Source organism: Micromonospora sp. DT68, from assembly GCF_049847245.1.
Lineage (GTDB): Bacteria > Actinomycetota > Actinomycetes > Mycobacteriales > Micromonosporaceae > Micromonospora > Micromonospora profundi.
In genome coordinates this window covers 280,161-301,566 of sequence record NZ_JBNCNZ010000004.1, presented here as the reverse complement: position 1 = coordinate 301,566, position 21,406 = coordinate 280,161, and the positions used below count along the sequence as shown (strand labels likewise).

The following is a 21,406-nucleotide window of genomic DNA, read 5'->3' as shown; positions in this document are numbered from 1 at the left end:
CGCCGGCTCAGACCACAAGCGCCAGCCATTTCCGGTACGCGGTGGCGAACGGCTCGGTGCCGTCACCGAGCGCCCCGAACAGCCAGCGGGCGGCCGCCTCGGCCTCGACGACCAGGTCCTCCGGGTATCCGAAGCGCGCCCGATGCTCAGCGAACTCGTCCTCGTCGAGCAGTTCCACAACGCCGGTGGCGCGACGGCGGACGACATCCAGGTCCAGGTCGATGAGGTGGACCGTGTCGTCGGACTCCCAGCGGGCCGGGGTTGCTATGTCGCAGTAGACCTCGCTGGTGCGCGGCGGCGGGTTGAACATGCACGTCCACCAGGCGTGGTGCGGCACCAGCAGGACGAAGGGGATCTTCTCCACCGACGGCCGGCCGTGGTAGACGGACTCGGTGCCGAACGGGACGCCGAGCCAGATGCCCAGGTCGTCCTCAGCGAGGCGACGAGCCGGGTAGTCACGGTGCGCTCTGCCGTCGTACTTGCGGTAGATCACTCGGACCACGTCGCTCGGCATGATTCGCACCTTAACCGATACCGCCCACGCCTCGTAGTGCCGCCGTAACCGGACGGCTACCACCGAAACGACCTACCGGTCGGCTGCGCGCCACGCGGGCGGATGGGCGCAGCCGGTGTCGGGCGCGGCGGGTACCGTCGCACGGTGACTCCGCCCCGCACCGCCACCGGTTCCGCCACCCCGTCGGCCCGTGCCGGAAGCCGGCGGCGGGGTGCCCGGCCCAGCGGCACCGAGCTGCTGGCGGCGGCGGTCGGCGCGGTCCCCGGCGGCGCGGCGCGCCCCGGCCAGCAGCAGATGACCACCGCTATCGAGGAGTGTGTGACGAGCGGCGAGCACCTGCTCGTCCAGGCCGGCACGGGCACCGGCAAGTCGCTCGCCTATCTCGCGCCAGCGCTCACCGTGGACGGCCCGGTCGTGGTCTCCACGGCCACGCTGGCGTTGCAGTCCCAACTCGTCGACCACGACCTGCCCCGGCTGGCCGACGCGGTCGAGCCGCTGCTCGGCCGCCGGCCCACGTTCGCGGTGCTCAAGGGCCGGCACCACTACCTCTGCCTGGCCCGACTGGACAACTCCACCGAGGACGAGCCGGAGGACACCCTCTTCGACACCCCGCCCGCCCGGCCCGGCGGCGGAACGAAATGGCTGGGCGAGGCGAGTCGGCTGGGCAAGCAGATCGAGCGGTTGCGCGGCTGGGCCGAGCGGACCGCCACCGGCGACCGCGACGAGCTGGACCCGGGCGTCGACGATCAGGCCTGGCGGCTGGTGTCGATGCCGGCCCGCGAGTGTGTCGGGGCGACCCGCTGCCCGTTCGGGCAGGAGTGCTTCGCCGAGGCGTCCCGGGCGCGCGCCCGGGAGGCCGACATCGTTGTGACAAACCACAGCCTGCTCGCCGTCGACATGCTCGCCGAACGCCACATCGTGCCGCCGCACAAGCTGCTCATCGTCGACGAGGCGCACGAGCTGGCCGACCGGGTCTCGTCGGCCGCCCAGGCGGAGCTGGTCCCGGAGCTGATCGACAGGTCCACCCGCCGCGCACGCCCGCTGCTGCGACCGGAGACCGCCGAGGCGCTCACCGCAGCCGGTGACGCGCTCGCCGTCGGGCTGGCCGAAGCACCGGCCGGGCGTCTCACCGCCGGGCTGCCGACGCCGCTACGGGAGGCGTGCACGCTGCTCGACGCGGCCACCCGCGCCGCCCTGGACGCCATCGGCGACGTCAAGTCCGACGACCCCGACCCGGTCCGCAAGCAGCAGGCCAAGGCCGCGTTGGACGACCTGTCGACGACCGCCCAGCGGCTGCTGGAGGAAGCCGACCACGACGTGGCCTGGGTGGAGAAGAACGACAGCGGCAGCCGCCGGGCCCTGGTGGTCGCGCCGCTGTCGGTGGCCGGCACGCTCGCCACCCACCTGTACGACGAGCGCACAGTGGTCGCCACGTCGGCCACACTGGCGCTCGGCGGCCGGTTCGACACCGTGGCTCGCGCCCTCGGCCTGGACGCGCCCCCGCCCGCACCGCCGACGCCGGCCGCCGCCGCGCTGGCCGCCCGCACCGCACCCGGCCGCCCCGCCGCCGAGGCGCCCGGCCGTCGCCTGGCCGGCGACACCAACCCGGGCGCGGTAGTGCCGGCCACCGAAGGTCCGGGCTGGCGGTCGCTGGACGTGGGGTCGCCCTTCGACTACGCCCGGCAGGGCATCCTGTACGTCGCTGCGCACCTGCCCCGCCCCAGCGTCTCCGGGCTGCCCGAGGCCGCCGGGGAGGAACTGCTCGGGCTCGTCGAGGCGCTCGGTGGACGTACCCTCGGGTTGTTCTCGTCCCGGCGGGCCGCGCAGCAGGCGGCGGAGCTGCTGCGCGCGCGCACCGACCTGCCGGTGCTGTTGCAGGGCGAGGAGGCGTTGCCGCTGCTGGTGCGTCGGTTCCGCGAGGAGCGCTCCAGCTGCCTGTTCGGGGTGATGTCGCTGTGGCAGGGGGTGGACGTGCCGGGCGACGCCTGCCAGTTGGTGGTCATCGACCGGCTGCCCTTCCCCCGGCCGGACGAGCCCCTGGCGGCGGCGCGTGCCGCAGCAGTCGACGCGGGCGGCGGTTCCGGCTTCGCCGCGGTAAGCGTGCCGATCGCGGCGGTCCGGCTGGCGCAGGGCGTGGGCCGGCTCATCCGGGCGACAGGCGACCGGGGGGTCGTCGCGGTGCTCGACTCCCGGCTGGAGACGGCCCGGGGCTACGGGCCGTTCCTGCGTCGTTCGCTGCCACCGTTCTGGTACACGACACGCCCCGAGGTCGCCCGCGGCGCCCTGGAACGCCTAGCCAGCTCCTGACGGCGCGCCCCGCCCACTGCACGCCCCGCGGCCGCGCGACGCGCGCGTCGGGCTTGTGCGGCCGGTGCGGCGCCGGCCTCAGGGAGCTTGTGAGGCGACGACCACGGCGTCCGGTGGGGTGTCCGGCACGGTACGGGCGGCCAGTCGGCGCACGGCCGTATTGAGTACGGCGATCAGGGGCACCGAGACCAGCGCGCCGGTGATGCCGGCCAGTACCACGCCAGCGGCGATACCGATGATCACCGCGAGCGGATGGATGGCCACCGCCCGACCCATGATCAGCGGCTGGAGCACGTGCCCTTCCACCTGCTGCACACCGATCACCACACCCAGGATGATCAGCGCGGTGACCGGCCCGCTGTCGACAAGCGCCACCAGTACCGCCACACCGCCGGAGAGCGTGGCGCCGACGATCGGGATGAACGCGCCGAGGAACACCAGCGCCGCCAGCGGGAACGCGAACGGGATGTCGAAGATGACAAGGAAGATGCCGATGCCGACCGCGTCGATGAACGCCACGAGCACTGTCGCGCGGACGTACGCCACGAGGGTCTGCCAGGAGGCCCGACCGGCGTCGTCGACCTTCCAGCGGGCGGCCACCGGCAGCAGCCGTACGAGGAAACGCCAGATGCGGTTGCCGTCACGCAGGAAGAAGAACGTGGCGAAGAGCACCAGCAGGGCGCCGGTCAGCACCTCCGCAAGCGTCGCGGCGGTGCTCAGCGCGCCGCTTGTGAACTTCGAGGTGTTGTCGTTGATCCAGCTCTGCGCCTCGGCGATGTAGCGGTCGAACTGGCTGTCGGAGAGGTGCAGCGGGCCGGTCTTGAACCAGTTCTGGATCTGCCGGACGCCCTCGGAGGACTTCGCGCTCAACTCCGGCACACCCTGAATGAACTCGTTGACCACGAAGGTCAGCGTGCCGATGACAGCCGCCAGGCCGCCGACCAGCACCACCGCGGTCGCCAGCGACCGGGGCAGCCGGGCCCGCAGCAGCCAGCCCACCGCCGGCGCGAGCAGCGCCGACAGCAGCAGCGCGATGGCCAGCGGAATGATCACGATCTTGATCGTGCCGACGACCCGGAGCAGCGCCCAGGCCACCACCCCGATGACGATCAGGCGCCAGCACCAGGCCGCGGCGATCCGCAGCCCGTGCGGCACATCCGCGTCATCGCGACTGGACGTCGAGCTGTGCAGGTCCATCGCGGGCTCGGCACCGACGACCGTGGCTGCCGGCGGCGCGACCGGCCCCGGTACGGCGGGCGAGGCCACCCCGGCCGTCTCCGGCACGTCGCTCGGCTTCTGCTGGTCGGAGCGTACGGAATCCCGGCTCGACTGGTAGGCGCGGCGGAGCCGCCCGCGTACCTGCTCGAAGCGGCTCAAGCGCACCTCCTGGCAGAAAAGTCCGGCCCGCCCACGGTGACAGGTCGCACAGCATACGTCCGTCCCGACACCCTAGGACAGTTCCGCCACACAGTGCCCCCGCCACCTCTGGCGTAACCATCGGCGGCGGGTCGCCGGCGACACGGTAGCGTCTCCCCGTGACCGCCGACCAGGATTTCGACTCCGGACTGCCGATCCGCCTGCTGCACGACCGCGTGCTGGTACGGATGGACGGCAGCGAGGGCGAGCGGCGCTCCACCGCTGGCATCGTCATCCCGGCGACAGCGGCGGTCGGCAAGCGTCTCGCCTGGGCCACCGCCGTCGGTGTGGGGCCGAACGTCCGCGCCATCGTCTCCGGCGACCGGGTGCTCTTCGACCCCGACGACCGCTCCGAGGTCGAGCTGCACGGGCGCGGGTACGTGCTGCTGCGCGAGCGCGACGTGCACGCCGTGGCAGCCGAGCGCGTCGAGAACGACTCGACCGGCCTCTACCTCTAGGCACTTTTCGGCCACCGAGCCGCGCAGGCACTCTGCACCCTGCACCGTTTGCCCGGCCCCACGTGGGGAAGCCAGCCGGCGACCGTTGCCCTGGGGAGGGACGATGCCGGTATTCGTGAAGAAGCTGCTGACCTGGGGCAGCGTCGCGTTCCTGATCTACTTCATGGCGTTCCGGCCGGATGGCGCCGCGCAGTTGTTCAAGGCGATCGGGGCCGCGCTGATGGCGATGGCCCAGGGGCTCGGTGACTTCCTCACCACCCTGATGACCTGAGCGCCGCTCGCCGCCGCACCGACCGCCGTCAGCGGTGAGCGGGCGGCCAGGGCGCCGGCGGGCGTGCACCGGGCCAGCCGGGCGGCGCGTACCCGGGCGGTCCGTATCCGGGCGGAGGCGGCGGCGGGGCCAGCACCACGGGAATCGGCACCACAGGCTCGTCGGGAGCGTCCACCGGTCGCTGCGTACCGTCCGGGAAGCGCAGGTGGTAGCGGCTTCCGTCCCAGACCCCTACCGGTGCCTGCGGGTCCCGGCCCACGAAGAACGACCGGTACGCGGTGATCTGCTCCAGCAACTGCCGCTCCTCGGCGGCGGTCCGCTCCTGGTCGGCGGGCTTGCGGTCCAGGCCCCGCAACGTGCCGTCGCGCAGCAGAGCCAGTCGGGTGGCGGCGAACTGGTACCCCCGCATCGCCCGTACACCGGCGTCTCCGGCGACCCGGCGTGCCCAACTGCGGGCCGCGTGGCGACGGCCGAGGCTGCTGAGCGCGGCCACCTCGGGTGGGCTGAGCCAGCCCGCGCGCACGTAGTCAGGCAATCTCCGCTCGGTGAGCCGGCCCTCCCACGCACGCAGCCACAGCGCGAGCCCGACCATGCCGAAGAACACCGGGACCATGAGGCTGAGGAAGCCGTACAACATGATCACTACCTCGCCGGTGGCCTGGGTCAGCGTGGGCAGCAGGTTCCAGGTGCCGTGCAGGATCATCGCCAGCAGCAGGCCGGCGATGGGGGCGAGCACCCGGACCCGACGGTCGGCGGTACGGGCCGCGATGCCCAGCCCCACACCGGCCATCGAGGTGAAGAGCGGATGGGCGAACCCGAACAGGAGGATCCGGACGATGAAGATGGCGATGACCTGTTGGGTGCCGGTCGCCGGGCCGTACTGGTCGGCGCCTGCCGCATAACCGTGCCCGCCCAGGTAGAGGATGTTCTCCACCATGGCGAAGCCGACAGCGGAGAGCCCGCAGTAGACGAGGCCGTCGGTGATCCCGGACCACTCACGGCGGCGGAACACCAGCAGCAGGATCGGGCCGAGGGCCTTCGTCAGCTCCTCGATGAACGGCGCCACAAGCACCCCGGTGAGCGCGACCGGCAGCCCCCTGTCGGCGAACTGGGCGGCCGAGAACTCGTTCACTGTGAGCGAGGCGGCGGTGGAGACGAAGGCTCCCCAGGTGAAGCAGAAGATCAGGTACTTCAGTGGTTCGGGCTCGTACCGGTCCAGCCAGAGGAAGCAGGCGACGAGCACCGGCACCGGCAGGATCGCGGCGACCACACCGATCAGCAGCGCCTGCGCGCCGAGCGACTGCCCGAGCGTGAAGAGCATGAAGACCGCGCACGCGGCGATGAGCAGCACCACCCCGGCCAGCACCAGGAACCGTCGCCAGCCAAGTCGGCGCAACGGCATCCGGGGCGCCTCGCCGCCGGGTTGGGTCGCGGGCGCGGGCGGCAACGACGGCAGGGGTGCACCGGGCGGGGTGTCGGCCATGCGGTCAGCGTAGCCATCCGCCGCCTGCTGTTCCGGTCGCATCCACAGCCATGCGGCCGGCACTGACGCTGGGCTGCGCGCTCAGCCGATGGGCGGCGCGGTGGGTGGCTTCGGTGCCTCGCCCGGCTCGGCCGGCTCACCGACCGGCCTCTCCTGCTCGCCGAACGCGGTGCGGATCCACCGGTTCGCCTCGTCCTGCTCGATCCCGGACGCCACGAGCAGGTCACTTGCCGTCGTACGGATCTGCGCGACAACCACGCTGCCGGAGAAGCCCACCCCGGCGCCGTACGCCCGGCCGGCCTCGCTTACCGCCCGCAACGACCGTTCCCGCGCCTTCTGCGGCTCCTGGCTGGACGCGAACTCATGCTTGAGCAGCCGGACCGCCTCGGCGAGGTGCTCGATGCCGTCCGGCATCGGCTCCGGCACGGGCTCGTCGTCCTCGATAAGGGTGACGGACCGGCGGATGAGTGTGCCGGTGTTGCGCATCGCCCGGTCGATCGGGTCGGCCGCCTCCGCGTAGTGGGTCAGCTCGCTACGGCGGTGCCAGCGGGCCGGCGAGAGGGTGGCCGTCTCCTTCGCGCCCTCGATCGCCTCGGCCAGGGTGGCCAACTCCTCCTTGTTGTTGCGCATCCGGTCCAGTGCCCGTTGGGTGGCGTCGCGGTCCCGTTTGCGCAACCCGTCGGCGGCGGCGTCGAGTTGGTCGGCGAGCAGGTCCAGCGCCGGCCGGGCGGCGCGATTGATCACCCGCAGCGGGTTGAGCGGCAGCAGGACCGCCGTCACCAGCAGCGCGACCCCGCCGCCGAGGAACGCGTCGATGAAGCGCGGGATCTCCAGATCCTCCGTGGAAGGGCTCAGCGTCACGATCAGCACCGCCGTGGCCGCCGCCTGGATGACGATTGCCATGCTGGCGCCCGCGAAGATGGTGAGCAGGATCGCCACCGTGACCACCAGGCCGAGCTGCCACGCCCCGGTGCCGACCAGGTAGATCAGGATGTCGCCGATCGCCACCCCGATCGCCACTCCGAGGATCAGCTCCACGGTCCGGCGGAATCGTTGCCCGACAGACGCGGCCAGGGTGCCGACTGCGGAGATCGGCCCGAAGACCGGCTGCGGGTTGCCGAGAAGCTTGTGCGAGATCAGGTACGCCAGTCCGGCGGCCAGCCCGGCCTGGACGGCCAGCCCACCGGCCATCCGTACCCGGTGCAGCCGGTCGTGCAGTGTGGCCCGGCTGCGGTGGCGCAGTTCCTCGGTGACCTCGGCGATGCGGGCACCGTCGACGTCCACCAGACCTTCCCGCAACGGGGCGCGGCGCACCATCGGCGGTCTCTTGTCGCGGGCCACTGCCATGGGCGCGACTACCCGTGGCGGGCGCGCTGAATCCTCCCGCCCCGCGCACCGGGGACGGATTGCGGCAAACTCGGACGGTGACCGATCTGCTGGGCCGGTGGCGGGCGGCAGCCCGGGGTGCCGGGGCGACCTGTGACGATGCCGCGGCCCGGGCCGGGGAGCAGCTGCTCACCCGGTGGCGGGAACCGCACAGGCGCTACCACACTGTGGCGCACCTGACCGCCGTACTCGATGTGGTGGACCGGCATGCCGCGCTGGCCGAGCGGGCCGACCTGGTCCGCCTGGCCGCCTGGTGCCACGACGCGATCTACGATCCCCGGGCCGCTGGCGACAGCAACGAGCGGGCCAGCGCCGAGCTGGCCGCAGACCTGCTCAGCGGGCTCGGGGTGCCGCAGGCGGCTACGGCCGAGGTACGGCGGCTCGTGCTGCTCACCGCCGGGCACGCGGTGGCGCCCGCCGACTCGAACGGCGCCCTGCTCTGCGACGCGGACCTCGCCGTGCTGGCCGCGCCGCCGGCCGCCTACGACCGCTACGCGGCGGCGATCCGCCAGGAGTACGCGCACGTGCCCGAGCCGGCCTTCCGGACGGGTCGGGCCGGCGTCCTCACCGGGCTGCTGGCGCTGCCCGAGCTGTTCCGGCTGCCCCCTCTCGCCGACCGCTGGGAGCAGCCGGCCCGGGACAACCTGCGCCGGGAGCTGGCCAGCCTCAACGGGCCGTCGATGCTCGCGGACTGACCAGGTGCTTCGGGCGGCGCAGGCCGGCGTCGCGGAGCAACCGGACCACCTCCCGGCTCGGCACCACACGCGCTCCGAGCCACACCGCCGACTCGAACCGGTCGGCCGGTATGTCGTAGTGGTCGCGGTCGAAGCCACGCCGGGGTGCGCCCAACACCTCGGCGAAGGCGTGCAACTCGGCGTAGGAGACGTCGCTGATCAGGTGTGACCAGAGTCGGCCGCGCCACGGCCAGGCGGGCTGGTCCAGGTAGAGCATGTGCCCAAGTTATCCCGCAGAGTTGATCATGTTGATGATCGGCCACCGGCGACCTAGCCTCGGCTGCATGGCCTCCACCACCGGACTCCTCGACGACCTGCGCGCCGCTCTGGGCGAGAACGCCGTGCTCACCGACCCGGACCTGCTGCGCATGCACCAGCGCGACGAGGCCGACCTCTGCGCCGCCGGGATGCCGCTTGTGGTGACCCGCCCGAGCAGCACCGAGCAGGTCGTCGCTGTGGTCCGGGCGGCGGCGCGGTACGGCGTACCTGTGGTGCCGCAGGGCGCGCGGACCGGCCTGGCCGGCGCGGCGAACGCCGTGGACGGCGCGGTGGTGCTCAGCACCGTCGCGATGAACGAGATCCGGGAGATCGACCCGGTGAGCCGGATCGCGGTGGTCCAGCCGGGGGTGGTCAACGCGACGCTTGCTGCGGCGGTGGCCAAGCAGGGGCTCTGGTACCCGCCGGACCCCGGCTCCTGGGAGTCGTCCACCATCGGCGGCAACGTGGCCACGAACGCGGGCGGCATGTGCTGCGTCAAGTACGGGGTGACCACCGAGTACGTGCTCGGCCTTGAGGTGGTGCTCGCCTCCGGCGAGGTGCTGCGCACCGGCCGGCGTACCGCAAAGGGGGTTGCCGGCTACGACCTGACGCGGCTCTTCGTCGGCTCGGAGGGCACCCTCGGGGTGATCACCGAGGTGACTGTCTCGCTCCGGCCCGCACCGGCGGAGTCGTTGACCCTGGTGGCGGTCTTCCCGTCCACGGCGGCGGCCGGCGCGGCGGTGGCCGAGATCGCGGCCCGCGGGCTGACCCCCAGCCTGCTGGAGTTGCTGGACCAGACCCACCTGCGGGCGATCGAGGCGTACCAGCCGATGGGGTTGCGGACCGACGCCCAGGCACTGCTGCTGGCCGCCGCCGACACCGGCAGCCGGGCGGCCGACGACCTGGCCGCCCTGGCCGAGGTGTGCGAGGCGGCCGGCGCCGACGAGGTGTACGCGGCCACCGACGCGGTGGAGGCCGCAGCCCTGCTCCAGGCCCGACGGTTGGCGCACCCGGCGATGGAGAAGTTCGCGGCCGACGCCTACCCGGGCGGCAACGGCGGCCTGGTGATCGACGACGTGGCGGTGCCGCGCGGATCGCTCGCCGCGCTGCTGGACGGGGTGGCCCGGATCGCTGCTGAGTGCGCGGTGCCGATCGGCGTGGTGGGGCACGCCGGGGACGGCAACATGCACCCGAACATCGTTGTCGACCGGGCCGACCCGGCGAGCGTGGAGCGGGGCCGGCGGGCGTTCGACGAGATCATGCGGCTCGGCCTGGACCTGGGTGGCACCTGCACCGGCGAGCACGGGGTGGGGTTGCTCAAGCGGGACTGGCTGGCCGCGGAGATCGGGCCGGTCGGCGTCCGGGTGCACCAGGCGATCAAGTCGGCGCTGGACCCGGCCGGGCTGCTCAACCCGGGCAAGGTGCTCTGACCCGCGCAGAGCGGTGGATCAGCCCTCGACCTCGGCCGGGGTCGCCTGGGTGAGCAACAGCAGAATCTCCCCCGCCACTGTCGTGCGCTCCTCACCCGGGCAGTCCTGCGAGGTGATCAGCCCGGAGGAGGTGAGCAGGCTCGAGGTGAGCGCGTCGATGCAGGTCGTCCGGTACCGCCGGACCTGGTCGGTCTCGTTGGCCAGCGCCGGATCGGCCAGCAGCACCTGAAGCCGTGCGGTCTGCTCCGGCGCGAGCCTGCCCCGCGAGGTGACCCCGTCGCCGGCACAGTCGAGGCACCGCCAACTGCCGTCCCGCTCGACGCTCAGGGTGCGCAGCGGACCATCCGCGCCGAGCCGTTGCAGCAGGCTGACCTGTCCCACGGCGACAGTTGTCGGGATCTCGGGCTCCGACCCACCCGCCGCCGTACCGGCTGGTGGTTGCGCGGCCGGCCCGGCGGAGGCATCCCTGTCGAAAAGCGAACAACCGGTCAGGACGCTTGTGAGCACTGCGGCGAGCAAGAGCGGAAGTAGGCGGGAGTGCGCACGGTAAGGCACGCGCGGAACCTACCCCACCGTCGGTGGGGTCCGAAACCGCCATTGGGGGGAGAATCGATAGTTACCCCTTGGTAACGTATTTTTCATCACCGAGCGGACGGACGCAACTCTGCCTGATCATCGCCACCCCGATCCGCGGCGTAACCCCTGACGTCCGGTGCGCCCAACCGTGCCGCGTCGGCGGCGGCGTCGTCAGGCATCAACTGGGACTGCCGCTCCGCCTGCACCCGCACGCGGTAGTGCTCGACCTCGCGGGCCCGGGTCGCCGCGTCCCAACCGAGCACACCGCCCATCAGCTCGGCGGCGTGCTCCGCCGACTCCAGGCCACGGTGACTCGTCTCGAAGGAGATCCGGGTCCGCCGGGTCAGGACATCCTCCAGGTGCAGCGCACCCTCGGCCCGAGCCGCGTACGCGACCTCGGCGGCCAGGTACTCCGGAGCCCCGGCCAGCGGCGACGCGAGCAACGGATCGGCGTCGATCATGGCGAGCAGGTCCAGTGTGAGGCTGCCGTACCGCTCGAGCAGGTGCTCCAGGACACCCACCGGCACACCGTGCCGGCGGGCCAGGTCGGCACGGTCGCGCCACAGCGCCGGATAGCCGTCCGCGCCGAGCAGCGGCAGATCGGCGGTACGCGACGCACGGCCGCCGCCCAACCGGCGGACCGCACGGTCGACCACGTCCGAGGCCATCACCCGGTACGTCGTGTACTTGCCACCGGCGACAAGCATCAGCCCGAGCATCGGCTCGAACACGGCGTGCTCGCGGGAGAGCTTCGAGGTGGAGTCGGCCTCACCGGCCAGCAACGGACGCAGCCCGGCGTAGACGCCCTCGATGTCGGCAGTGGTCAACGGCCTGTCGAGCACTGTGTTCACCTGCTGCAACAGGTACTCGATGTCGCTGGCCGAGGCCGCCGGATGGGACCTGTCCAGTCGCCAATCGGTGTCGGTGGTGCCGATGATCCAGTGCCCGCCCCAGGGGATGACGAAGAGCACCGAACGCGCCGTACGCAGGATGAGCCCCGTCTCACCGGTGATCGCAGAGCGCGGCACCACCAGGTGCACGCCCTTCGAGGCGCGTACCCGGATGCCGGGCCGCAGCCCCACGTCGTTGAGCATCCGGGACATGTCGTCGCTCCACACACCGGTGGCGGCGATCACCGTGCGGGCCTGCACCTCGAACTCGGCATCCGGCGACCCGGCCGGCGCCTCCAGGTCACGCACCCGGACGCCGGTGACCTCGCGCGCCTGCCGGATCAGCCCGACGGCGCGGGTGCTGCTGACCACAGTGGCGCCGAGGCTGGCGGCGGTACGGGCCAGGGTGACCACCAGCCGGGCGTCGTCGACCTGCCCGTCGTAGTAGCGGATCGCCCCGGCCAGCGCGTCGGCCCGCAGGCTCGGGAAGATCCGCCGAGCACTCTCCCGGGTCAGGTGCCGGTGCAGCGGCATGCCCCGGCCACCGCCGAAGAGACCGGCGAACGCGTCGTACGCGGCCACACCTGCGCCGTAGTACGAGCGGCGGAAGATCCGGGCGGGCAGGTCCCGCAGGCCCCGACCCGCCGGCAGCGGCACCAGGAACGGCACCGGGCGAACGAGGTGCGGCGCGAGCCGGGTCGCCAGCAGACCCCGCTCGGTAAGCGCCTCATGGACCAGGTGGAACTCCAACTGCTCCAGGTAGCGAAGCCCACCGTGGATGAGTTTGCTGGAACGGCTTGACGTGCCGGAGGCGAGATCGCGTGCCTCGACCAGGGCGACCTTCAGCCCTCGGGATGCCGCGTCCAGAGCCGCGCCCGCACCTGTCACTCCGCCTCCGATGACCAGCACGTCGAAGCGTTCCGCGCGCAGTCGGCGCAGGTCAGCAGCGCGGCGGGCCGGGGAGAGCTGCCCGGCGACCGATCGGGAGATGTTGGGGTCACGCACCCGTCCACCGTAACCGCCCTGGTCACCGGTCGACATGCGGCGCTCGCCCCGTACTGTGCGAGTCATGCAGGTCGGCTCTGCGTCACCCGCTGGTCAACCACCGCCCTACCAGCCGTGGGCCGCGCCCCGGCCCAGCCCGTGGCCGGTCGTCGCGGCCGTGCTGGCGGGCTGCTGGACGGTGGCGGTCACCGTGGGAACCCAGGCCGGTGGCTGGGTCACCGACCAGGTGCTGCTGGCCTTCGGGCTGGACCGGGTCGGCTGGCTCTGGCCGGTGCTGGGCCTTGCCACAGTCGTGCTGGTGGGCACACCCGCCCTGCTGTTGGCCCTGTTGCCCCGCTCTGCCGCGGTCCGGGCCACCGGGTGGGTCTGGCTGGTCGCCGCGCTGGCCAGTGGGGTGTTCACGGTGCTGCGGGTCGTGCCACCGGTGCACCACGAGGCGTATCTCGCCGGGCTTGCCGGCCTGGCGCTGCTCGGCGCGTTCGCCGTGCGCTTGTCGGCGCGCCGACGGGCGTACCCGAAGGTTTCCGACCCTGTCGTCGGCGCGGCGCCCCACGGAGACAGCGACGCAGCGCAGCCCGAGGTCGGCGACGCCGCTCCCCACGGAGACGGCCACACCGCTCGGCCCGAGGTCGGCGGCGTCGCGGAGCCGGTCGGGCGGCGGCGGGAGTCGTCCCGCCCCGGTCCGGTGCCGCTGCTCGCGGTCGCCGCGGGCCTGGCGCTCCTGCTGCCGTGGGTCTGGCTGGGCGCGCTCGGCGGGCTGCTGGAGACGGCGCTCGCCGTGCTGGCGGCAGCCGCAGTGAGTGTGCTGGCCGCGACCCTGCTTGACGCAACGTTCTGGTCGATGTTCGCTGTCGGTAGGCCGCCCCGCCCGGCCCGGTTGGTGCTTGTCGGTGGCCTGGTCGCCGGGGTGGCGTTGCTGCTGCTGGCTGCCGGCGTCGGCCAGTCCGGCGCGCAGCTGCCCGCCCTGCTGCCCCTGCCACCGGCGGGTTTCGCGCTCGCCGCGCTGTGGGCGGCGACCTGGCGACCCACAGCCGATCCGGCCGACGCCACACGCGCCGGTCGGGCCGCGACGGGTTGGCTGGTGGGCCTGGCCGTGCTCGGCCCGCTGGCGTTCACGGACCCGGAGGAGATCAGCCTGCTGCTGGTCGGCACCCGCGACGTGCCGTACTGGGTGGCGGTAGCCGCCGGTGCCGGGCTCGCCGTCGCGGTCCTGGTCGCCATCGGGTACGCGGTGCTGCTCGCCCGGCCCAAGGCACGCACCCCGAGCCGCCGGGTCGCGGCGGTGGCAGCCCTGGTGCTGCTGGTGACCACGGTCGTCGTGGACGTCGGTCCCGGCCAGCCCGGTCTGCACGGCGAGCGGTTGCTGGTGGTGCTTCGTGAACAGGCCGACCTGAGCGACCTGCCGACCGCCACACCTGGGCGGGCCGGGCGGGACGCGCGGGCGGCGGAGGTCTACCGGCGGCTGGTGGCCACCGCCGAGCGGACCCAGGCCGACCTGCGCCGCGACGTGACCCGGCTACGACTCGACCCGGTGCCGTACTACCTGGTGAACGCCGTGGAGGTGGACGGCGGCCCGTTCGTGCGGGCCTGGCTGGCCCGCCGGCCCGAGGTGGCCCGGGTGCTGGTCAGCCAACAACTGCGACCGCTGCCCGCTCCGGCAGGACAGACCCGGGGCACCGCGCCGACGCCCACCGGCCCGGAGTGGAACATCAAGCAGATCGGCGCCGACAAGGTCTGGTCACAGCTCGGGGTGACCGGTTCGGGCATCGTGGTGGGCAGCTCCGACTCCGGGGTGGACGGTGACCATCCGGCGCTGCGAGCCGGGTTCCGTGGTGGGGACGACTCCTGGTACGACCCGTGGAACGGCACCCGCGCCCCAACCGACAAGGGCGGGCACGGCACCCACACGACCGGTAGCGCTGTGGGCCGGGCCGGCGTCGGAGTGGCCCCTGACGCGCAGTGGGTCGGATGCGTCAACCTGGACCGCAACCTGGGGAGCCCGGGGCACTACCTGAACTGCCTCCAGTTCATGCTTGCCCCCTTTCCGGCCGGCGGCGACCCGTTCACCGACGGCCGACCGGAACGCGCACCGCAGGTGCTCACCAACTCGTGGGGCTGCCCACCCATCGAGGGCTGCGACCCGGCAGCGCTGCTGCCGGCCGCCACGGCGCTTGATGCCGCCGGCATCTTCGTGGTCGCCGCCGCCGGCAACACCGGCCCGTGGTGCGCGTCGATCGACGACCCGCCGGCGCCGTACGTGAGCGTGCTGACAGTGGGCGCTGTCGACGCGCAGGGGCGGGTGGCCCAGTTCTCCTCGCGCGGGCCGGTTCCGGGCGGTGCGGGCAAGCCGGACGTGGTGGCACCGGGGGTCGGTGTGGTGTCGGCAATGCCCGGCGGCGGATACGCAGCGCTGGACGGTACGTCGATGGCGACCCCGCAGGTCGCCGGAGTGGTCGCGCTCATGTGGTCGGCGAACCCGGCGCTGATCGGCGACCTGCCCCGGACCCGGCAGATCCTGCGTGACACGGCCACACCGGTGACGCCGACGTACCGCTCCGGCAACCCGGCCGACACCTGCGGCGGCCCGGCCAACGTCACAGGCGCAGGCCAGGTCGACGCCTACGCCGCCGTCCGCGCCGCCCAGCCGTAAGGAAGGGCACCTTATTAACGCCTCGTGTATAGGAAGGGGCCCTTCCTAACGCGGCGGGCGGGAACGCGGCGGGCGGGAACGCGGCGGGCGGGAACGCGGCGGGCGGGAACGCGGCACGACGCGTGGTGATCTAGGGTCGGCCACCATGACCGCCGAGATCGTCGTCACCGAGCTGACCCCCGACCTGGCGCCCAGCGTGGTACGCCTCTGCGCACAGGCTCTCGACCTGGCCGAGGACGCCACCGAGGCGGCAGCCATCGTGGACGTGCTGTGGCCCCGGGCCGCCACCGCCGGGCGGCCGGTGGTCGGGCTGGGCGCGTACCAGGGTGCTGACCTTGTCGGCGTGCTGCTCTGCTCGGTGTCGTCGAGCGATCCGACCGTCGGGCACGTCGACCTGGTGGCCGTGCTGCCGGACCACCGCCGCCAAGGTGTCGGTCGGGCACTGCTGGGGCGGGCCGAACGGGTGCTGGCCGAACGCGGCGCGACCGAGGTGCTGCTGGCCGGCAACCCGCCGTACTACGCGTGGCCGGGCATCGACGTCCGCTACACGCCGGCGGTCTGTGCCGCCCTCGCGCTTGGCTACCGACAGGACCGGACCGTCTGGAACATGACGGCCGACCTGTCGTACGACGGTTCGCCGGCACTGCGGTCCACCGAGGCGGCGGAGCGGCGGCTTGCCGAGCAGGGTGTCACCGTACGCCGGGCGGAGCCTGCGGATCTGCCGACGCTGACCGAGTTCGCCCGGTCCACCTTCGGTGGCACGTGGGACGGCGAGCTGGCGGGGTCGGTGGGTCGCGAGGGCGCCGGTTGCCACATTGCGGAGCGGGACGGCGAGGTGCTCGGTTTCGCCGCGTACGGGTCGTCCCGTCCGAGTTGGTTCGGGCCGATGGGCACCGCACCGGTTGCTGCGGGGACGGGCATCGGCGGGGTGCTGCTGCGGCGCTGCCTGCGTGACCAGCGGGCGGCGGGGCTGGACCGGGCGCAGATCGGCTGGGTGGGGCCGGTGCCGTTCTACTCGGGCAGCGCTGGTGCGCGGATCGAGCGGGTCTTCTTCCTGTACCGGCGGACACTCGACGTCGGTTAAAGGGCGAACAGGATATAGATCCATATAACGCGATTCGCCCGCATCGCCGATCGGCGCCCCCTACCGTTTCGGTAAGAGGAGGCAGCCATGACCACGGATGATGACCAGACCGAGGACGGCCCGCCGATCACCTGGAAGCCGGTCGCCGAACTGCCCGACCAACTGCCGTTCGACAGGCTCGACTACGGCGACGCCGAGCAGCTTGCCGAGATGACCACCGACGACGCGTCGGCGGTGGAGTCACACGAGATGGTGGACGCGCCGATCCAGTTGCCTCCGCCGTACGACCAGGCGAAGAAACGGCGCAACCAGCGGCCACTGCCCACCTGACGACAAAAGGGCCACACGACGAACGGGGCGGACCGCATCAGCGGCCCGCCCCGTTCGGTGTGTCGGAACTGGACTCAGAAGTCCATCTCCCCGCCACCCGGGCCAGCCGGGGCAGCCGGGGTCTTCTCCGGCTTGTCCGCGACGACGGCCTCGGTGGTGAGGAACAGCGCGGCGATCGACGACGCGTTCTGCAGCGCCGAGCGCGTCACCTTGGCCGGGTCGATGATGCCCGCGGCCAGCAGGTCGACGTACTCGCCGTTGGCGGCGTTGAGGCCGTGACCCGCTTCGAGGTTACGGACCTTCTCCACCACGACGCCGCCCTCAAGGCCGGCGTTGACGGCGATCTGCCGCAGCGGGGCGTCCAGCGCGACCTTGACGATGTTGGCACCGGTCGCCTCGTCGCCGACCAGGTCCAGCTTGTCGAAGGCGGTCTTGCCGGCCTGCACCAGCGCGACGCCACCACCCGGGACGATGCCCTCCTCGACGGCGGCCTTCGCGTTGCGAACGGCGTCCTCGATGCGGTGCTTGCGCTCCTTGAGCTCGACCTCGGTGGCCGCGCCGACCTTGATCACCGCGACGCCACCGGCCAGCTTGGCCAGCCGCTCCTGCAGCTTCTCGCGGTCGTAGTCGGAGTCGCTCTTGTCGATCTCGGCACGGATCTGGTTGACCCGGCCCTGGATCTGCTCGGCGTCACCGGCACCGTCGACGATGGTGGTCTCGTCCTTGGTCACCACGACCTTGCGGGCGCGGCCCAGCATGTCGAGGCCGACGGCGTCCAGCTTGAGGCCGACCTCCTCGCTGATGACCTGGCCACCGGTGAGGATGGCGATGTCGGCGAGCATGGCCTTGCGGCGGTCACCGAAGCCCGGCGCCTTGACGGCGACCGACTTGAAGGTGCCCCGGACCTTGTTGACGACCAGGGTGGCCAGGGCCTCGCCCTCGATGTCCTCGGCGATGATCAGCAGCGGCTTGCCGGACTGCATGACCTTCTCCAGGATCGGGAGCAGGTCCTTGACCGACGAGATCTTGCTGTTGACGATCAGGAGGTAGGGGTCGTCGAAGACGGCCTCCATGCGCTCCGGGTCGGTCATGAAGTAGGCCGAGATGTAGCCCTTGTCGAAGCGCATGCCCTCGGTGAGCTCAAGCTCCAGCCCGAAGGTGTTGCTCTCCTCGACGGTGATGACGCCTTCCTTGCCGACCTTGTCCATCGCCTCGGCGATGATCTCGCCGACGGTGCTGTCACCGGCGGAGATGGAGGCGGTGGAGGCGATCTGCTCCTTGGTCTCGACGTCCTTGGCGAGCTTGGACAGCTCCTCCGAGACGCTCGCGACAGCAGCCTCGATGCCCCGCTTCAGGGCCATCGGGTTGGCGCCAGCGGCCACGTTGCGCAGACCCTCGCGAACCAGGGCCTGGGCCAGGACGGTCGCCGTCGTCGTGCCGTCACCGGCAACGTCGTCGGTCTTCTTGGCGACCTCCTTGACCAGCTCGGCGCCGATCTTCTCGTACGGGTCCTCGAGCTCGATCTCCTTGGCGATGCTCACACCATCGTTGGTGATGGTGGGGGCGCCCCACTTCTTCTCGAGCACCACGTTGCGGCCCTTGGGGCCGAGGGTCACCTTCACGGCGTCGGCGAGCTGGTTCATGCCTCGCTCGAGGCCGCGGCGAGCCTCTTCGTCGAACGCGATCATCTTGGCCATACGGCGTTGTCCTCCTGGACACTCACGGGCCACCCGAGATGTGTGCCCCGGATGGGCCGCCTGGTGTACGCACCTTGGGACGTCGCCACCTGGCGACGACGACGTCCTTCGGCCGGGCCGGATAGCCCGCGACGACCGGCCATGTGCCGCTCCGGTGTCTCCACACCGGTGCGACCTGGCCCCACCGTCCCGACCATTGGCACTCACAGTGTGCGAGTGCCAATGCCTTTTTTAGCACTCTCACCTGCCGAGTGCAAGCACGATGGGGCCGCTCAGCCGAGTTCCGCAGCCAGTCCGGCGCTGTTCACCGGCCCCTCATGGGCCCGCTGCTCGGTGTACGTGACCAGCAGGCCGGCCAGCTGGACGAGGTAGGCCGGCAGGGCCAGGACCGAGGTGACCACGATCACGGCCACCACGCCCACCGCGGAGCCCGGCGCGCCGAGCGGATCCGTACCGAACGGGACGGTGCCCACCGACTCCAGGGCGCCGGAGATCAAGCTGATGACGAGCACCACGCCGCCCACCAGCGCCACACGGCCGAGCATCATCCCGAACCGGTCGTGGAACATCCGGAACGACCGGCCGATCGGGTTGTGCCGTTCGAAGAGGTAGACCGGGCCGGCCATGCTCAGCGCGAACGCCAGATAGATGCCCGGCAGTACGCAGAGACAGATACCCACGCCGACGAGCAGGCCCATCACCAGCGTCCAGCCCCACAGGCCGAGCGCCCGGCGTACGCCGTACCGCAGCGCCCCGTCGAGGCTGGCCGGCCTGCCCGCGGCCTGCTGGGTGATCACCCAACTGCCTGCGGCCCACCCGACGGCCTGCACCGCACCGATGAGCAGGCTGCCGACGATCAGCACCACGACGAAGGTCAACAGCTCGGCACCGAAGTTGTCCGGCAGCCCGGCCACCGGGTCGACGGGCTGCGTATCCCACTTTGCCGTCGGGTCCAGGGCCAGCGAGATGATCGCCAGGACAGCCGCGGGCAGCACCTGGGTGAGCAGGAGAATCGGCACCAACTGCCGCCAGCCTCGCCGCAGTGCGCCGTTGAACCGGTCGAGCCAGCCCGGCAAACCGGCACCGGGCGGCGTGACAAGCGGGTCGTTGGGGTCGAGGCCGGGCGGGTACCAGCCGACCTGCGGCCCCGGGTACCAGTGCTGACCGCCGTAGGGACCAGCGCCGGGCGGGTAGCCGCCGGTGGGCGGGAAGACCCAGCCCTGCGGGGGCGGACCGGCCTGCGGGTCACCCCAGCCCTGCGGCGGCGGACCGGCCTGCTGACCCCAGCCGGCCTGCGGGTCACCCCAGCCCGGCGGCGGACCACCCGGCTGACCCCACCCACCCTGCGGGGCACCCCACCCTGGCGGCGGGCCGGCGGGCAGTTGACCTGCCTGCTGGCCCCAGCCACCCTGGGCGGCGTCCCATCCGGGCTGCTGACCGGGGTACGGGCCGGACGCGGGCGTCGCGCCGGGCGGAAGCGGATCGGACGGACCCTGCTCCCCCGGCCCGATCGGCGGGTTGGACGGGGGCGGCTGGTCGGTCATGAACCCTCCTCAGCAATGGCTGGAACGGTTCACGATCTTCCCGGGTGGGCTTCGCCGGCGCAGCCCCGACCCGCCGACGACCGGACACGATTCGGCTACCGGCCGGGCGGATGGGTGCGGGGCTGCGCTCAGGCGACGACGCGTACGTGCTCGGCCTGCGGACCCTTCTGACCCTGGGCGATCTCGAACTCCACCCGCTGACCGTCGTCCAGCGCCTTGTAGCCGTCCATCTCGATCGCGGAGAAGTGGACGAACACGTCCTGACCGCCGTCGACGGCAATGAAGCCGTAGCCCTTTTCGGCGTTGAACCACTTCACGGTGCCCTGTGCCACGGTGCACTTCCTCACTCTGCGCGGCGTTGCCTGGCCCCGGCGCACGGCAGGGCCGGACGCCTCCGGCCCACCGCTTCAGCGATCGACGACGGCCGCTGAAGGGGGTGACCGAAATCGCACGCTACACGAGGAGTGACGGCCGCGCACGACCACAAATCGGGCATATTCCTGACCCTTCCCTCAGCACGCCTGACGGTGGCGACAACCCCCGCTTGATTTACGCCCGTCGTTGCGCAGGTGGCCGCTGCCGGCCCTGATCAACCACCGCGGGATGCGCGTGGGCCTGCCGAGGATCCGGGTGGGAACGGGTCAGGCGCGGTCCGGAAAACGGCTTCTGCCCCTGTGGTAGGCATGCAGACATGACCACCGACACCGACTCGGCCGCCGTTCGGCAGGCGAAGATCCGTCGGGTCCGGCCGGAGGATGCCGGCCGGATGCGGGCCCTGCGCCTGGAGATGCTCGCCGACGCGCCGTTGGCCTTCCTGGAGACCCTGGCGGAAGCGGCGGCCCGGCCGCACGCCGAGTACGCGGCCCGGATCGCGTACACCTCGATCGGGTCCGACACCGCGCAGTTCGTCGCCGATCCCGGAGGTCGGCTGGTCGGGCACGCCGGTGGCACTGTGGCGCCGCGCGAGGCCGACCTGACAGTGATCTACGCGGTCTATGTCACGCCGACCTGGCGGGGCAGCGGCCTGCTCGGTGATCTGATCGACGAGGTGGCGGCCTGGTCGCTGGCCTGCGGTCGGCCGGAGTTGATGCTTGAGGTGGTGGTCGGCAACGACCGCGCCTGTCGCGCCTATCAGCGGCTGGGCTTCAAGGACACCGGGGTACGCGTGCCCCACCCCACGATCCCGGCCCTGACCGAACTACAGATGCGCCGCCCCGCCAAACTGCCACTGCAAAACCGCGTGCTGATCTGACCACCCAAGCAGGCTTCGACAAGCGTGCCCACAAAGGGTTTCCGGGGCAGCCCGACCCGCGCAGGGATCAAGCCTGACCGCCCGGAGCGGGTCGGGCTGCCCCGGAAACCCCAACCGCAAC

General features: G+C 72.2%; 19 protein-coding genes. 9 read left to right on the top strand and 10 right to left on the bottom strand.

What is annotated here, in order from left to right; all coding sequences use genetic code 11:
* Positions 1 to 7 precede the first annotated feature (7 nt).
* Positions 8 to 514 (bottom strand): DUF402 domain-containing protein, encoded by a 507-nt coding sequence (locus ACPXB1_RS09925; RefSeq protein WP_167946837.1) that lies wholly within the window; start codon positions 512 to 514, stop codon positions 8 to 10.
* Between the two features lie 102 nt (positions 515 to 616).
* Between ACPXB1_RS09925 and ACPXB1_RS09920 the strand changes: the two genes are divergently transcribed.
* Entirely contained in the window at positions 617 to 2,821 is a 2,205-nt protein-coding gene (locus ACPXB1_RS09920; RefSeq protein WP_197281490.1) for an ATP-dependent DNA helicase, read from the top strand.
* 78 nt (positions 2,822 to 2,899) lie between these two features.
* On the opposite strand, the gene ACPXB1_RS09915 is transcribed toward ACPXB1_RS09920, so the two are convergent.
* Positions 2,900 to 4,204, bottom strand: a complete 1,305-nt coding sequence (locus ACPXB1_RS09915; RefSeq protein WP_053654313.1) for an AI-2E family transporter — start codon at positions 4,202 to 4,204, stop codon at positions 2,900 to 2,902.
* A gap of 152 nt (positions 4,205 to 4,356) precedes the next feature.
* Here ACPXB1_RS09915 and ACPXB1_RS09910 point away from each other — a divergent pair, with 152 nt between their 5' ends.
* Complete coding sequence (locus tag ACPXB1_RS09910) at positions 4,357 to 4,695, top strand: GroES family chaperonin (protein WP_053654316.1); 339 nt, start codon at positions 4,357 to 4,359, stop codon at positions 4,693 to 4,695.
* 103 nt (positions 4,696 to 4,798) lie between these two features.
* Positions 4,799 to 4,966 (top strand): hypothetical protein, encoded by a 168-nt coding sequence (locus tag ACPXB1_RS09905; protein WP_167946833.1) that lies wholly within the window; start codon positions 4,799 to 4,801, stop codon positions 4,964 to 4,966.
* A gap of 28 nt (positions 4,967 to 4,994) precedes the next feature.
* Here the strand turns inward: ACPXB1_RS09905 and ACPXB1_RS09900 are convergent, their stop codons facing one another.
* A complete protein-coding gene (locus ACPXB1_RS09900; RefSeq protein WP_425735097.1) occupies positions 4,995 to 6,491 on the bottom strand; it encodes a PrsW family intramembrane metalloprotease in 1,497 nt (498 codons plus the stop codon).
* A 39-nt stretch (positions 6,492 to 6,530) separates the two neighbouring features.
* Positions 6,531 to 7,766: an FUSC family protein gene (locus tag ACPXB1_RS09895; protein ID WP_167947727.1), complete on the bottom strand. Its 1,236-nt coding sequence runs from the start codon at positions 7,764 to 7,766 to the stop codon at positions 6,531 to 6,533.
* A gap of 107 nt (positions 7,767 to 7,873) precedes the next feature.
* Here ACPXB1_RS09895 and ACPXB1_RS09890 point away from each other — a divergent pair, with 107 nt between their 5' ends.
* A complete protein-coding gene (locus ACPXB1_RS09890; RefSeq protein WP_425735096.1) occupies positions 7,874 to 8,530 on the top strand; it encodes an HD domain-containing protein in 657 nt (218 codons plus the stop codon).
* Here the strand turns inward: ACPXB1_RS09890 and ACPXB1_RS09885 are convergent.
* Entirely contained in the window at positions 8,502 to 8,786 is a 285-nt protein-coding gene (locus ACPXB1_RS09885; RefSeq protein WP_053654320.1) for a DUF4031 domain-containing protein, read from the bottom strand. The two genes, ACPXB1_RS09890 and ACPXB1_RS09885, sit on opposite strands and share 29 nt — an antisense overlap.
* A 67-nt stretch (positions 8,787 to 8,853) precedes the next feature.
* On the opposite strand from ACPXB1_RS09885, the gene ACPXB1_RS09880 reads away from it, so the two are divergent.
* Positions 8,854 to 10,257 carry an FAD-binding oxidoreductase gene (locus tag ACPXB1_RS09880; RefSeq protein WP_053654322.1) on the top strand — a complete coding sequence of 468 codons (1,404 nt, stop codon included), beginning with the start codon at positions 8,854 to 8,856 and terminating at the stop codon, positions 10,255 to 10,257.
* A gap of 18 nt (positions 10,258 to 10,275) precedes the next feature.
* On the opposite strand, the gene ACPXB1_RS09875 is transcribed toward ACPXB1_RS09880, so the two are convergent.
* Entirely contained in the window at positions 10,276 to 10,812 is a 537-nt protein-coding gene (locus ACPXB1_RS09875) for a hypothetical protein (RefSeq protein WP_053654324.1), read from the bottom strand.
* A gap of 86 nt (positions 10,813 to 10,898) precedes the next feature.
* On the bottom strand, positions 10,899 to 12,713 hold the full coding sequence (locus tag ACPXB1_RS09870) for a glycerol-3-phosphate dehydrogenase/oxidase (protein WP_425735149.1): 1,815 nt from the start codon (positions 12,711 to 12,713) through the stop codon (positions 10,899 to 10,901).
* A 79-nt stretch (positions 12,714 to 12,792) separates the two neighbouring features.
* Here ACPXB1_RS09870 and ACPXB1_RS09865 point away from each other — a divergent pair, with 79 nt between their 5' ends.
* The 3 genes from ACPXB1_RS09865 (at position 12,793) to ACPXB1_RS09855 (ending at position 16,792) form a co-directional block, all read left to right on the top strand.
* The gene (locus ACPXB1_RS09865) at positions 12,793 to 15,378 is read left to right on the top strand and encodes a S8 family serine peptidase (protein ID WP_425735095.1); all 2,586 of its coding nucleotides are present in this window, start codon (positions 12,793 to 12,795) and stop codon (positions 15,376 to 15,378) included.
* A gap of 145 nt (positions 15,379 to 15,523) precedes the next feature.
* The gene (locus ACPXB1_RS09860; RefSeq protein ID WP_425735094.1) at positions 15,524 to 16,462 is read left to right on the top strand and encodes a GNAT family N-acetyltransferase; all 939 of its coding nucleotides are present in this window, start codon (positions 15,524 to 15,526) and stop codon (positions 16,460 to 16,462) included.
* A gap of 87 nt (positions 16,463 to 16,549) precedes the next feature.
* Positions 16,550 to 16,792, top strand: coding sequence for a hypothetical protein (locus ACPXB1_RS09855; protein ID WP_355630419.1), 243 nt, complete (start codon positions 16,550 to 16,552; stop codon positions 16,790 to 16,792).
* Between the two features lie 74 nt (positions 16,793 to 16,866).
* On the opposite strand, the gene groL is transcribed toward ACPXB1_RS09855, so the two are convergent.
* The 3 genes from groL to ACPXB1_RS09840 all read right to left on the bottom strand — a co-directional run bounded on the left by groL (position 16,867) and on the right by ACPXB1_RS09840 (position 20,365).
* Positions 16,867 to 18,489 (bottom strand): chaperonin GroEL, encoded by a 1,623-nt coding sequence (gene groL, locus ACPXB1_RS09850; protein WP_355589779.1) that lies wholly within the window; start codon positions 18,487 to 18,489, stop codon positions 16,867 to 16,869.
* Positions 18,490 to 18,761: 272 nt separating this feature from the next.
* Entirely contained in the window at positions 18,762 to 20,033 is a 1,272-nt protein-coding gene (locus tag ACPXB1_RS09845) for a hypothetical protein (RefSeq protein ID WP_355630416.1), read from the bottom strand.
* Between the two features lie 128 nt (positions 20,034 to 20,161).
* Positions 20,162 to 20,365 carry a cold-shock protein gene (locus ACPXB1_RS09840; RefSeq protein WP_053654337.1) on the bottom strand — a complete coding sequence of 68 codons (204 nt, stop codon included), beginning with the start codon at positions 20,363 to 20,365 and terminating at the stop codon, positions 20,162 to 20,164.
* Between the two features lie 359 nt (positions 20,366 to 20,724).
* Here ACPXB1_RS09840 and ACPXB1_RS09835 point away from each other — a divergent pair, with 359 nt between their 5' ends.
* Complete coding sequence (locus tag ACPXB1_RS09835) at positions 20,725 to 21,285, top strand: GNAT family N-acetyltransferase (RefSeq protein WP_053654340.1); 561 nt, start codon at positions 20,725 to 20,727, stop codon at positions 21,283 to 21,285.
* Positions 21,286 to 21,406: the final 121 nt, after the last annotated feature.